At 36.4% G+C, this 13630-nt stretch carries 10 protein-coding genes; 5 read left to right on the top strand and 5 right to left on the bottom strand.

What is annotated here, in order from left to right; genetic code table 11:
- Window positions 1–12: 12 nt before the first annotated feature.
- A complete protein-coding gene (locus ACIQXJ_RS08080) occupies window positions 13–966 on the bottom strand; it encodes a TRM11 family SAM-dependent methyltransferase (RefSeq protein WP_403051895.1) in 954 nt (317 codons plus the stop codon).
- 397 nt (window positions 967–1363) lie between these two features.
- The gene (gene csaA, locus ACIQXJ_RS08075; RefSeq protein WP_403051892.1) at window positions 1364–1696 is read right to left on the bottom strand and encodes a chaperone CsaA; all 333 of its coding nucleotides are present in this window, start codon (window positions 1694–1696) and stop codon (window positions 1364–1366) included.
- Between the two features lie 302 nt (window positions 1697–1998).
- On the opposite strand from csaA, the gene ACIQXJ_RS08070 reads away from it, so the two are divergent.
- Together ACIQXJ_RS08070 and ACIQXJ_RS08065 are read left to right on the top strand one after the other, a co-directional pair.
- Window positions 1999–2421, top strand: coding sequence for a MarR family winged helix-turn-helix transcriptional regulator (locus tag ACIQXJ_RS08070; RefSeq protein ID WP_403051889.1), 423 nt, complete (start codon window positions 1999–2001; stop codon window positions 2419–2421).
- A 73-nt stretch (window positions 2422–2494) separates the two neighbouring features.
- A complete protein-coding gene (locus ACIQXJ_RS08065) occupies window positions 2495–3844 on the top strand; it encodes an MATE family efflux transporter (protein WP_403051886.1) in 1350 nt (449 codons plus the stop codon).
- A gap of 46 nt (window positions 3845–3890) precedes the next feature.
- On the opposite strand, the gene ACIQXJ_RS08060 is transcribed toward ACIQXJ_RS08065, so the two are convergent.
- Together ACIQXJ_RS08060 and ku are read right to left on the bottom strand one after the other, a co-directional pair.
- Entirely contained in the window at window positions 3891–4928 is a 1038-nt protein-coding gene (locus ACIQXJ_RS08060) for a serine hydrolase domain-containing protein (protein WP_403051883.1), read from the bottom strand.
- A gap of 169 nt (window positions 4929–5097) precedes the next feature.
- Window positions 5098–5916 (bottom strand): non-homologous end joining protein Ku, encoded by an 819-nt coding sequence (gene ku / locus ACIQXJ_RS08055; RefSeq protein ID WP_403051880.1) that lies wholly within the window; start codon window positions 5914–5916, stop codon window positions 5098–5100.
- Between the two features lie 102 nt (window positions 5917–6018).
- On the opposite strand from ku, the gene ACIQXJ_RS08050 reads away from it, so the two are divergent.
- Window positions 6019–7845, top strand: coding sequence for a DNA ligase D (locus ACIQXJ_RS08050; protein ID WP_403051878.1), 1827 nt, complete (start codon window positions 6019–6021; stop codon window positions 7843–7845).
- Between the two features lie 72 nt (window positions 7846–7917).
- Here the strand turns inward: ACIQXJ_RS08050 and ACIQXJ_RS08045 are convergent, their stop codons facing one another.
- Window positions 7918–8871, bottom strand: coding sequence for an MBL fold metallo-hydrolase (locus tag ACIQXJ_RS08045; protein WP_403051875.1), 954 nt, complete (start codon window positions 8869–8871; stop codon window positions 7918–7920).
- Between the two features lie 142 nt (window positions 8872–9013).
- On the opposite strand from ACIQXJ_RS08045, the gene ACIQXJ_RS08040 reads away from it, so the two are divergent.
- Window positions 9014–10498, top strand: a complete 1485-nt coding sequence (locus tag ACIQXJ_RS08040) for a methyl-accepting chemotaxis protein (RefSeq protein ID WP_403051872.1) — start codon at window positions 9014–9016, stop codon at window positions 10496–10498.
- 341 nt (window positions 10499–10839) lie between these two features.
- Entirely contained in the window at window positions 10840–13545 is a 2706-nt protein-coding gene (acnA, locus tag ACIQXJ_RS08035) for an aconitate hydratase AcnA (protein ID WP_403051869.1), read from the top strand.
- Window positions 13546–13630 lie beyond the last annotated feature (85 nt).

Below are 13630 nucleotides of genomic sequence, written 5' to 3'. Positions count from 1 at the left end.
TGATTTAATCTGTTAATTACACAATAAAATTTGACGTAAAAACCGCTGCTTTTTAGCAATACATCTGTCTACTATAACCAATCCGGCATCTGCTAGTAAGTCATCAATTGTTTCAATTGTCACAATAACAACTTGTTCGGCAATTCGGCGAGCATGTTTTACAATTTCAAATTGATCTTCGCGGGATGAATGTGTAAATAAGTTATAAGGTAAATCAATGATAGCTACATCATAGTGTTCCGTTACTTCTGAAATAGGGCCTAATGTGATTTTGCCTTGTAATCCAAAATAAGCAATGTTTTCTCGTGATCCTTTGCACACAAGGGGATTTATATCTCGTCCCTCAATCGTCATTCCCATCGAAAGTGCTTCGATGATGACCGTCCCGATACCACAACATGGATCAATTGCCCGAATCTTTTGAGGGTGAGGAACCGCGATATTTGCAACAGCGCGAGCTACTCTTGTACTAAGTGCCGTTGAATAACTATGTGGCTTGTGTAAATGTTTACGCCAAATGGATTCACTTTTGCTATGTATACCAAAGTACCATTTGCCATCTATTAAAATAACTCCAAAGACCACTTCTGGATAATCAAGATCCGGTTCTCCCTCAATAAGTAATCCTAATTCACGTTCTAGCAATCGGCGTTCAGGCTGAGCAATTTTCTTCGTATTACCAATATCAAACGTATTTAAACAAACAACTTTATAGGTTTTCGCATCTATTATGAAATGTTTGACTAATTTCTTGATGTTGTCGATACTGTTTTCTTCATATAGCACTTCAAGTCGTTCTTCTATAAAAGGACTACGACTAGGGTCGACTTCAACGTTGCTTATAATAAAGTTTGCTTCGGAATCGAGGTTGAAAAATGCACGCATCTCCATTCTACATAGATCATATTCGTCTACGTGATGTACATATGTGTATATATATTTTCTCTCACTTTGTATGTTACGCAATTAATTCATCCTTTTCTATTTACTATTGCTTTAAATTCTCAATTCTTTTATTGTAAATTTACTAAAAAAGACAACCAAATATGTAGATGTCTATGTGCACTAAATTTTAAGTCTAACATAATTTCATACATAATTGAATTCTTAGGAAGAAAGTAGGCTTTGCTCTCTAAATTTTGACCGATTTTTAGCAGCATACTAACAGTCGAAAAATACATAGGCTAAAATCCAAAAAAGAGTCACTTCCATATAGAAAGTGACCCCAAAACAGGAGAGTTTTTGTAAGCCTATCTAAGCTTTACACTACTAATAATATGCTGATGAAGCTCTAAAGAAATAGCCATTTGTGCAATAGAATAAAAAATCTTTTGTAATAGTTAGAGTAAAGCTAGATAGTTGCTTAACTAATTTTAGTGCCATTTGGTACTGCTTGATCAGGTGTTAATAAAATAACATCTCCCTCAATCGGTACGCCGCCGATAACTAGAACCTCTGATTTAAAGCCTGCTACTCGACGAGGGGGGAAATTGACAATTGCTACTACTTGTTTACCAACGATTTCATTTGGTGTATATCGTTTAGTAATTTGTGCGGAGGATTGCTTAATTCCTAACGTTTCTCCAAAATCAATGCTCATTTTAATCGCTGGAACACGAGCTTTCGGTAGTTCTTCTGCTTGGGTAACCGTACCGATTCGAATATCAAGTGCTATAAAGTCTTCAATGGTCGCCATAATTGATCTCCTCTTATATGTGTTTTTGTAAATGTTAACATAAAATGGTTTGATATCCAAAGGGAGATATTTACGTGAAGTTGTTATGATTGAACTTAAAATCGCCGATAGCATAGGTTAAATCGTCGGAAGAACGTGAGAAATCGCTGATAAACTATGTGGAATCGCCAATAAATTTCGGAAAACGAGACTCGGACAATTCGTTAGATTCCTAACTAAAATGTTTGACTTCTATATATCGATATTTTATTATTAGTTAGAAATCTAACTAAAAAGAAAATCTAATTGAAAAAGGTGATACGATGAAAGAAGTCAATTATCAATTTCAAATTCGTATGATTGGTCATCAAATGAAGCAGCGGGGAGACAAAAAGCTCGAATCGTACGACATTACGATTGAACAGGGGCATGCTCTAGATTACTTAGTTTCACATATGGAAGATGGCATTACGCAAAAACATATGGAGAACGTCTTTCAACGTAGAGGCTCATCTATCTCAAGTATTGTGACGAATCTTGAGAAAAAAGGTTTAGTTGAACGTAAGACGGATTTAACGGACGAACGTCGTAAAATTATTCGACCGCTTCCTAAGGGCATAGCAATCGTTAAGGATTTTCAATTGTTTTTTAAAGAGCTAGATGACGAGATGACAAAGGGCTTCTCACAAGAGGAAAAAGAACAGCTTATATTATTGTTAAACCGCATAATTAAAAACTTAGATTAAGAAGGCTGATTGATTCAGTTCTTCTGCTTATTTAGTTAGATATCTAACGATTTATCAAAAAGGAGAATTTTATATGGAGAACACATATTATTTTGAGAAAGCGCCCATTGCAAAGGCTGTGGCTCATTTCTCATTACCAATGATGCTCGGAATGTCTGTCAGTGTCATTTATACAATATTAAATGCCTATTTTATCGGTTTACTACACGACTCAGTTATGATGACAGCTATTACACTGACAATTCCTATCCTTGCAGTGTTAATGGCACTTGGGAATTTAATTGGAGTAGGGGGCGGTACATTTATTTCACGTCTGCTCGGAGAAAAAAAGCTTGAACAAATAAAAGAAGTATCATCTTTTTCATTTTACGCCTCTATTGCTTTAGGAATTATCGCCATGCTAGTAGGGATTGTAGCTACTAATAGCATTACAACAGGGCTAGGAGCCAGTGCAGCTGCTTTTGACTACACGAAGCAATACATTTTAGTAATGCTAATTGGTTCACCATTTATTATATTAAACTTTTCACTTGAGCAAATCGTACGTGCTGAAGGTTCTGCGATCGTATCAATGGTCGGTATGTTTATAAGTGTTGCCATTAATTTAATTTTAGATCCTATTTTTATTTTCGCTTGTCACTGGGGTGTCCCAGGTGTTGCATTAGCGACACTTATTGGTAACATCGGAGCGGTAATTTATTATAGCTGGCATATAATCCGTAAAAGTGAGTATTTAACTTTTTCAATTAAATATTTTAAAATCAAAAAATCAGTAGTTTTTGAAGTGTTGAAAATTGGTATTCCAATTGCGCTAATGAGTGCTTTAATGGGATTAACAGCATTGGTGTTCAACAATTTTGCGGCTAGTTATGGCGACGCAGCAGTTGCTTCTTATGGTATTTCACAACGCATTTTGCAATTTCCAGAGCTCATTATTATGGGACTTTGTGAAGGTGTTGTACCACTGATTGCCTACAACTTTACATCAAACAAAAAACGTATGAAATCAACGATAAAATTTACGAGTATGACCGTAGCGATTCTCGCAGCAATATTTGCGATACTTGTATTTTTAACGGGTAATCACTTAGTTGGTATATTTACGACAGACTCACAGTTAATTGAACTAGGAAGTTATGTTATTAAAGTAATTTTCCTTTCATTATTTGTCACTGGTTTTACATTCCTTATCATCGGAATTTTCCAAGCGACTGGGCAAGGAAAAGCAGCGATGATTATGTCCCTTACACAGGGTCTAATCATGATACCAATCCTATTTATAATGAGTAGTATTGCAGGGTTCCATGGGATTATTTGGTCAATTTTTATAGGGGATTTCCTTACTTTCTTAATTGGGATAACTGTTTTATATGTTCTGCGCAATAAATTAACAGTTAATATAGAAGAGCTGCAATTTGACTAAAATAAAGATTGAAAATGAAAGAGCACGTGTTGGCTAACATGCTCTTTCATGTGCAAGACATGAACGATTTATATAGCTCACCAATGATTCCTTTCATTTGATGAACACCTAAATCTGTATTTGTCATAATAATAAATCCTTTTTCTAAATACGGATAGGCAACGAGCATGCATTGAAATCCAACCCCCCACCCAAGAGAGGAAATTTCAACTTCATGTTCTGAGCCATCAAGAAATAAACCTAGGCCAGTCCATGCCTTGCCACCTTGTGGTTGAATAGCCTCCTTGGCAAGCTTTGCAGAGATACCAATTTTACTATACCCCTTTATAGCATTCATAAATTCTAGCAGTAATTTCGTTAAATCAGTGGGGGAGGTCCATAAGCCACAAGCAGCAGGATAAGGATATATTGGATAGTTACCTGCAACTAATTCTCCATTTGGATGATGACCACAAGCGAATGTTTTTTCTTGTGAATTTGTAATAGCTGTAGAAAAAGTGCTATTTTCCATGTTTAACGATTTAAAAATAAGTTCGTCCATAATAGCGTCAAATGATTGTTTCATAACGTCTTCGATTAATTGCTGAATTATACAAAAGCCCGCATCTGAATAATGAAATTCATGCCACGGCTCATATGACACTTCAATTCGACTTTGACAGTATTGAGTTTTGCCATTTAACAAGTCTACAATTGAAGGATTCGCTTGAAGAGCGTGTAATGGGGGAAAGCTATTAGCAGGGTCAATAATCCCTGATTGATGACATAGCAAGTTACGTAATGTTACTTTTTTGTGCTTCGTAAATGGATTTTCGGGTACCTTCCACGCTATTAGTTTTTCATTAACGTCCTCATCTAAATTTAAGTAACCTTGTTCTACTAATTTCATCACTAACATGCTAGTTAAAAATTTACTAATTGAGCATGCATTGAAAATAGAATGGTCATTTACTTGATGTTGCGTTCCTGCTTCAAGCGTCCCGTGGTGTTCTATTTTACTGATGTGGCCATGTTCAATAAACAATAAACTTAACCCTTGCACACGATAATGTTTCATTCGTTCTTCGATATTTATGTTGGTCATTTATACACTCCCTCCTTTCATTTTAGTGTATCACAAACGGCAAACGTACGTTTTCTTATTTATATTTTCACATAAGAAACATCATATTTTCTCCAACGGCATGAGCGCATAATAAAGGCATCGAGAATAATTTTCTCGATGCCTTTATTTTCGTTAGGCAGAGCGACCATTACGCATTTTTCTTCGTTTTGGTTGCTCTTTTTCTTGTTGCTGGTTTTTTGGTTTTATCTAATGAAGCTTGGAGTGCTGACATTAAATCGGTGACATTATCAGGTAGAGGACGTTTATCGCTTGCAGAAACTGAATTTGTCGTTTTCTTTTCCTCTATGAGTTCCATCAAGGCATTTCGATATTCATCCGTATATTTTTCAGGGTCAAATACAGTTGTTAATTGGTCGACAAGCATTAGCGCAGCGTCCAATTCCTTTTGAACAATCGTTGGCTCGCTCGGAATATTTGGAACATCTTGTACACTTCGTACTTCATCAGGAAAATGGATTGTTTCCATCACTAACGCATTTTGATAGACACGAACGATTGCAAGCTGTTCCTTTGAACGAATGATAATTTTAGCAACACCGATTTTACCTGATTCCTCTAATGTTTGTCTTAATAGCGCATACGCTTTACTGCCAGTAGTATCAGGTGATAAAAAATAAGTACGCTCAAAATAAATAGGATCAATTTCTCCTAATTTAACAAAATCTATAATTTCAACTGCCTTATCTTCATTTTCTTTACGTAAGTTTTCTATTTCTTCTTCATCAAGAACGACAAATTTATTTTTTGCATATTCATATGCTTTCACTATATTTTCATCTGTAACTTCTTGGTTGCAGCCCTCACAAACTTTTTTATAGCTAATAGGTGTATGGCATTCCTTATGAAGCTGTCGTAATTTGATGTCTTTATTTTCTGTAGCTGCATGTAATTTTACAGGAATGTTGACAAGTCCAAACGATATACTGCCTTTCCAAACTGTATGCATGTTGTCACCTCGTTTTTCTTACTATGTTATATTTTGATGATTTTTATGTATGCTAAATAGAAATAGTCACTACTGGACGAAAAAAGAAAGTAGGTGTGCATCATGAAACCAATGCTATTAACAGAAGCAATTGAACCACCAAAAGGAGAAGAGTGGTTTTACGAAGCAAAATACGATGGTTTTCGCTGTATTTTACAGTGGGCTGAAGAAGAACCTATATTAATAAGTAGAAATGGTAATGTTCTTAATCATTTATTTCCTGAGATTATAGCGTATTGTAAAACTATTTATGATCAAATAAAAGCATACTTACCATTAACATTTGATGGTGAACTAGTCTTTTTAATGAACGACTATAAAAGTGAATTTTCGATCGTACAACAAAGAGGTAGAATGCAAAATAAAGAAGTAATTGCTGCACACGTAAAATCTTTTCCATGCCATTATATTGTATTTGATTTACTATATTTTAAAGGGGAAAGTCAAGCAAATCGGTATTTAAAGACACGTAAACAGCAACTAGCGACCCTTTTTACTAATTTGAAGCTACCGAATACTATTAATTATGAAGAGAACCGACGTTTGCAAGCAATCGATGTTTTCGAGGCGAGTCAAACTTTATGGCATTTAATAACTATCAATAATGGCGAAGGTCTTATTGCGAAGAAAAAAACGAGTAAATGGCAGGAAGATGTACGCTCCACGCAATGGATGAAGGTAAAAAATTGGAGAATTGTTACGGTGATTGTCACCAAATTTGATAAAGGAAATGGTTATTTTCATGGTTGTGTAGAGCGACAGGGCGAATTAACGGAAGTTGTTGTTTTTAGACATGGTATGAAAAATGATGAGTTAGATACACTCATCGCGTTTTTCCAAGCAAATGGTCGCAAACAGAATGAAACATGGCAATTAGAACCATCCATCTGTGTTGATATTGCATGTATAGATTTTGATGGAAAAAAGTTAAGAGAGCCACGATTTCATGCCTTTCGATTAGAGATGGATCCTGAGGAATGTAATTGGCAACAAATGCAACGACAGCTAATGCCGATACCTGAAAGTGTACAAGTAACACATCCAAACAAGCCGATTTGGCCAGAAATCGGTATTACAAAGGATAGCTATTTGCACTACTTACACCTGATATCACCTTTTATACTGCCTTTTTTGCACCAACGACCTTTGACATTAATTCGTTTTCCTCACGGGGTACCTGGTGAGAGTTTTTATCAAAAAAGCAGTCCAGACAATCTACCGGAATTTGTCGCAACGGAGAAAGTTAGTGATCATCATGCGATTCTATGCAACAATCTTGAAACATTATTGTGGCTAGGAAATCAGCTTGCGTTAGAATTTCACATTCCTTTTCAAACAATAGACACTGAAAAGCCGACTGAAATCGTTTTCGATTTAGATCCGCCTTCGGTAGAGGCATTCCCACTTGCGGTAAGTGGAGCACGCCACTTAAAAGAAATATTTGATTATTTTAAGTTACAGTCATTCATTAAAACTTCCGGTGGCAAAGGCTTACAAGTTTACATTCCATTGCCGTATAATGCTTTTTCGTATGAGCAAGTTCGAGAATTTACAGAGTTTGTAAGTCGTTTTTTATGTGAGCAAAAACCCGAATTATATACAATTGAGCGGTTAAAGAAAAATAGAAATGACCGATTGTATTTGGACTATATTCAGCATGCGGAAGGAAAGACTATTATTTCACCATTTTCCACTCGTGGTAATCCAATGGGTTTAGTAGCTACACCGCTATATTGGGACGAAGTAAATGAACAGCTAAGACCGGAACACTTTACAATACCTGCAATCATTGAGCGAATCAAACAAGTAGGTAACCCATTTAGAAATTTTCGAGCAATAGGGGAGGAACAGGATTTTCATTCTGTGCTCCAGCATTTAAATAATCAATGACTATCGTAAAAAATCTGCAAAATTTCTCGAATTAGTATGGAGAAACATTGCAGATTTTTATTTTTTATTTTGTTAGACGTTTTTCTTTTTTTGAAAATAATCGAGAATACCCATAGCCGATACGATTGTATCATAAGGAATCGTTTGATAGACAGGATGGCTTTCTGCTATACCATTTTCTTGTAGAAAATGATGTAATAACGTTTGCAATCCACTATCTAACAATTTAACTTGTTCTGTAAATATATCAGATGTTGCTAGTGCCTTTTCACCTTCAGCTAAAAACAATGGTGTCCAGTAGCGTACTTGCCGATAAGCTTCAGTAGGATTTTGATAGGCACCGTAATGACCGAAATACAATTCATGTACATTTAGTTCCTCGTATAATTGAATAGATTTTTCCATTGTTTCAGGGTCGTACTGATTTGGGGAGGTAGAAGGGATGATTAAATCAATTGCTTCATCTGCCATCTCTGGATATCTGACCCCCGTAGTATCACCTACAAATAATCCGTTCGTAGCAGAATAATGCATCGATACGTGGTGCTTTGCATGACCTTCCGTATGATAAAACGTTAGCTGTTGGCTGCCTAATGACAATATATCCCCATGTCCGGCTTCAATAATACGTTCTGGAGCAATGGGCACTATGGGGTCGAAAAGGCGCTCAAATTCATTACCATATACAGCCTTTGCACTTGCAATTAGACGAGTTGGATCAACCATATGCGATACACCACGCGGGTGTACAACCAACTTTGCGTTTGGGCAGCTTTGAAGAAAAAGTCCCGCTCCACCCGCATGATCTAAATGAATATGTGTAACAATGACATAATCAATATCATCTAATGTAATTTGCAATTCATTTAAACCTTCTATTATATAGGGAACAGAAGGACTAGCTGATGTCTCGACTAAAGCAATTTTTTCATCAATCAGTAAATAGGCACTTGTACGTTCCTTTCTATTTAAATCATTTGTATCAATGCAAAAAAAGTTTGGCGCTATTTTTTGTGTTCGCTCCATTAAATAAATCTCCTCCTAATTTGAAAAAACCTATTTTTTCTCTAAAATACCTTTTTTATCTACAAAAAATAGTAGTTATACTATATAATAATGGAAAAACAAACTGAATGTCCATTCATTTTTAAAAAAGGAGAATGATATAATGGAGAAAAATATCCGCTATGACACACGTAAAGTTCATCAAGTTAATTTAGCAATCATTTCAATTTTGGCCATTCTTATATGTGGTCCAATGATTCTTTCGAAAGGTATTGTATTTTTATTCATTGGTCTAGCGGTAATTGCTTTAGCTATATGTAATTACTTTTTACCAATTAGTACATATGTTAAAGGTTTTATATTCGGCATGATTCCTACATGTATTGTCTTTACATTGTTTTTACTTGATAGCTTTTCTTTAAACAAACATTATATTTTGCTTTGTACAATTGCTATTATTGCGTTGTATTTTAAAAAGGAGCTAATAGTCGCTTATGGGGTTATACTAAACAGTTGTTTTGTTATTTTATATATCTTTAAATCAGAATCGTTATTAGGGCCATTTAACGATATTATTGTATTCGTTACACTTTTAGCTATTACAAATGGGGTAATCATCGTTTTCTTCCTACTTGCGAAATGGGGGAATGAGCTTATTACACATGCAGCTGCCCAGCAAAATGAAGTAAGGATTTCTCTTGAACAGCTACAGGCGACCTTCAATCAAATTGAGCAAAGCAGTTATCAACTAGATGAGCATGCAACATTATTTCAACAAAATATGAATAATATTTCAGGATCAAGTAAGCAAATACTTCAAGCAACCGAAGATATTGCAGCAAGTATTCAACAAGAGGCATCAAGCTTACAATTGATTCACGGCACTATGAAGCAATCAGTACACTTTGTAAATAAAACATTTACAATATCAAAGGATACTGTATCTAAATCAAGTGATCTACAACAGGAAGTGTTAGCTGGTTGGGAGAAAATGCAAGAAGCGATGGCTCAAATGGGTGTAATGAACAATGCGATGTGCTCAACTGCTGATACAGTACAAGCGCTACAGCATAGTTTGCAAACCGTTGATACGTTATTAAAGGGAATCCATCATATAGCGCAGCAGACCAATCTATTAGCGTTAAACGCTGCTATTGAGGCAGCTAGAGCTGGTGAGCAAGGAAAAGGTTTTGCTGTTGTGGCAGATGAGGTGCGAAAATTAGCTGAAGAAAGTGCTGCTATTACTGTTAGCATTACAAATGTAACAAAAACGTTATTTGAAAAATCTACGGAAGCACAACATCGATCAAGTGAAGGAGAAAAAGCTTTACAGTATGGAGAAAGCCTACTGCAGGAAGTCAGCCATTTTTTCAATGTTTTAAAGGAATCTTATGCAAAGACCAATACAGATTTAACAAATGGTATGAATGAATTAAGTAGTGCTATCCAGCAGTTTGAAAAAATTCAACAACAAATTGAAAAACTAAATGAGATGACCGAAGAGAATGCAGCTTCTACAGGTGAGATTTTACTTTCAGTAGAGGATGAACACCAAATGCTTGAAATGATGACGACTACAACGGATCAAATCCAAAAGCTAAGTATTAGGTTGAAATCACTTGTTACAAATGAACAGTTACCAACATAACATAATTGCAACACCAACTTTTTCTCTCAGAATTTGGTGCATTAAGGATATATTCCTTGTATTTTTATAGCAAACAAATAGTTTTACTATTGTTCAAAACTATATATGAATATTTTTTTAAGAAATGTTCACAATAAATTAGGCCGAAATATGTCATTTTCGTCACAAATTCGCTCTTTCATGTAAAATAAACGAAATAAATTCAATGTCATAAGAAATACTTATTGAAAAAGATAATATTAATGTAATTTACTTATGAATATAAATACGCTATCATGGGTGGTGGAGAAAAGATGCTTTACATTAGGCCTTTTCAAAAAGATATTTAGGGGGATCCGCAAATGGCACAAGGTAATTTACACAACAGCCGTGCATCATTCGAAGTTAATGGTAAAACTTACAATTACTACGACTTAGCTGCGATTGAAAAAGCTGGCGTTGCAAAAGTTTCAAACCTTCCTTACTCAATCAAAGTATTATTAGAATCTGTTTTACGTCAATATGATGCGTATGTAATCAAAGAAGAGCACGTTAACGAGTTAGCAAAATGGGGTAACGGTGCTGATCCAGAAGCTGAAGTACCATTCAAACCTTCTCGCGTAGTATTACAAGACTTTACTGGTGTACCAGTAGTAGTTGACCTTGCATCTCTTCGTTCAGCAATGAAAGAAATGGGCGGAGATCCAAACAAAATCAACCCTGCTATTCCAGTTGACCTTGTAATTGACCACTCAGTACAAGTTGACAAATATGGTAATGCATCTGCATTACAAGCAAACATGGACCTTGAATTCGAACGTAACGCTGAGCGTTATAACTTCTTAAAATGGGCTCAAACTGCTTACAATAATTTCCGTGCTGTACCACCAGCAACTGGTATCGTTCACCAAGTAAACTTAGAGTACTTAGCTCCAGTTGTACACGTAAACGAAAATACAGACGGTACATTCGAAACATTCCCAGACTCAGTAGTAGGTACTGACTCACATACAACAATGATCAACGGTATCGGCGTTCTTGGATGGGGTGTTGGTGGTATCGAAGCTGAAGCAGGTATGCTTGGTCAACCTTCATACTTCCCAATTCCTGAAGTTATCGGTGTTAAATTAGTTGGCGATCTTCCAAACGGAACGACTGCAACTGACTTAGCATTAAAAGTTACACAAGTATTACGTCAACGTGGCGTAGTTGGTAAATTCGTTGAGTTCTTCGGACCTGGCGTATCTAAATTACCACTAGCTGACCGTGCAACAATTTCTAACATGGCTCCTGAATACGGTGCTACATGTGGTTACTTCGCAATTGACGAAGAATCATTAAACTACATGCGTTTAACTGGTCGTGACGAAGAGCACATCGCGGTTGTAGAAGCTTACTTAAAAGCTAACCACATGTTCTTTGATCCATCATTAGAGCCAGTTTACACTGACGTATTAGAAGTAAACTTAGCTGATATCGAACCAAACCTTTCTGGTCCAAAACGTCCACAAGACTTAATTCCACTATCTGAAATGCGTTCTCGTTATAAAGAAGCAGTAGTGGCTCCACAAGGTACTCAAGGTTTCGGTTTAACTGAAGCTGAATTCGAAAAAACTTCTGTAGCTAAATTTGCTGAAGGTGATGTAGAAATCCCAACAGGTGCTGTAGCAATCGCTGCAATCACTTCTTGTACAAATACATCTAACCCATACGTATTAATCGCTGCTGGTTTAGTTGCGAAAAAAGCTGTAGAAAAAGGTTTAACTGTTCCTAAATGGGTAAAAACTTCTTTAGCACCAGGTTCTAAAGTTGTAACTGGTTACCTTGAAGATTCAGGTTTACAAACATACCTTGACCAAATCGGTTTCAACACTGTAGGTTACGGCTGTACAACATGTATCGGTAACTCAGGTCCATTACTTCCTGAAATCGAAGACGCTATCAAAGACAACGACTTATTCGTAACGTCTGTTCTTTCTGGTAACCGTAACTTCGAAGGTCGTGTACACCCACTTGTAAAAGCTAACTACTTAGCTTCACCACCACTTGTTGTTGCTTATGCACTTGCTGGTACTGTGGATATCGACCTACAAAAAGATTCTTTCGGTAAAGACAAAGATGGTAACGAAGTATTCTTCGCTGATATCTGGCCTTCAACTGAAGAAGTTAACGCAGTATTAGGTACTGTAGTTAACCGTGAATTATTCCAAAAAGAATACGAAACTGTATTCACAGCGAACGAAAAATGGAATGCAATTGAAACATCAACTGAGTCTCTATACACATTTGATGACAAATCAACTTACATTCAAAACCCACCATTCTTCCAAGGTCTTGCTAAAGAGCCAGAAGCTATTAAAGGCTTAGACGGCTTACGCATTATGGCGAAGTTCGGTGACTCAATTACAACTGACCATATTTCTCCAGCTGGTGCAATCGGTAAAGATACACCTGCAGGTAAATATTTAATCGAAAACGGTGTTGCAATCCGTGACTTCAACTCATACGGTTCTCGTCGTGGTAACCACGAAGTTATGATGCGTGGTACATTTGCAAACATCCGTATCCGTAACCAAGTAGCTCCTGGTACAGAAGGTGGATTCACTACTTACTGGCCAACAGGCGACGTAGAGTACATCTATGACGCATGTATGAAATACCAAGAGCAAGGTACTGGCTTAGTAGTACTTGCTGGTAATGACTACGGTATGGGTTCTTCTCGTGACTGGGCTGCGAAAGGTACATTCCTACTTGGCGTGAAAACTGTTATCGCACAATCTTACGAGCGTATCCACCGTTCAAACTTAGTAATGATGGGTGTTCTTCCTTTACAATACTTAAACGGTGAATCTGCTGATTCTCTAGGTTTAACAGGTAAAGAAGAAATCTCTGTAAACATTACTGACAACGTAAAACCACGTGATATCTTAACAGTTACTGCTAAATCTGAAGACGGTACAGTTAAAACTTTCCAAGCTTTAGCTCGTTTCGACTCAGAAGTAGAAGTAGACTACTACCGTCACGGTGGTATCTTACAAATGGTTCTTCGCGCGAAAGCTGCTGAATAATTATGTTATTAAAGCCGATCTCTTAGGAGGTCGGCTTTTTTGTTGTGTAAAGTAATCTGTACTAGTGTTTTAATACAAAAAAGGG

The sequence above is a fragment of the Lysinibacillus sp. NPDC097868 genome (assembly GCF_044761135.1).
In the GTDB taxonomy this organism is placed as follows: domain Bacteria; phylum Bacillota; class Bacilli; order Bacillales_A; family Planococcaceae; genus Lysinibacillus.
The sequence above is the reverse complement of the archived record's forward strand: the minus strand, read 5'-3'. Positions and strand labels throughout refer to the sequence as shown.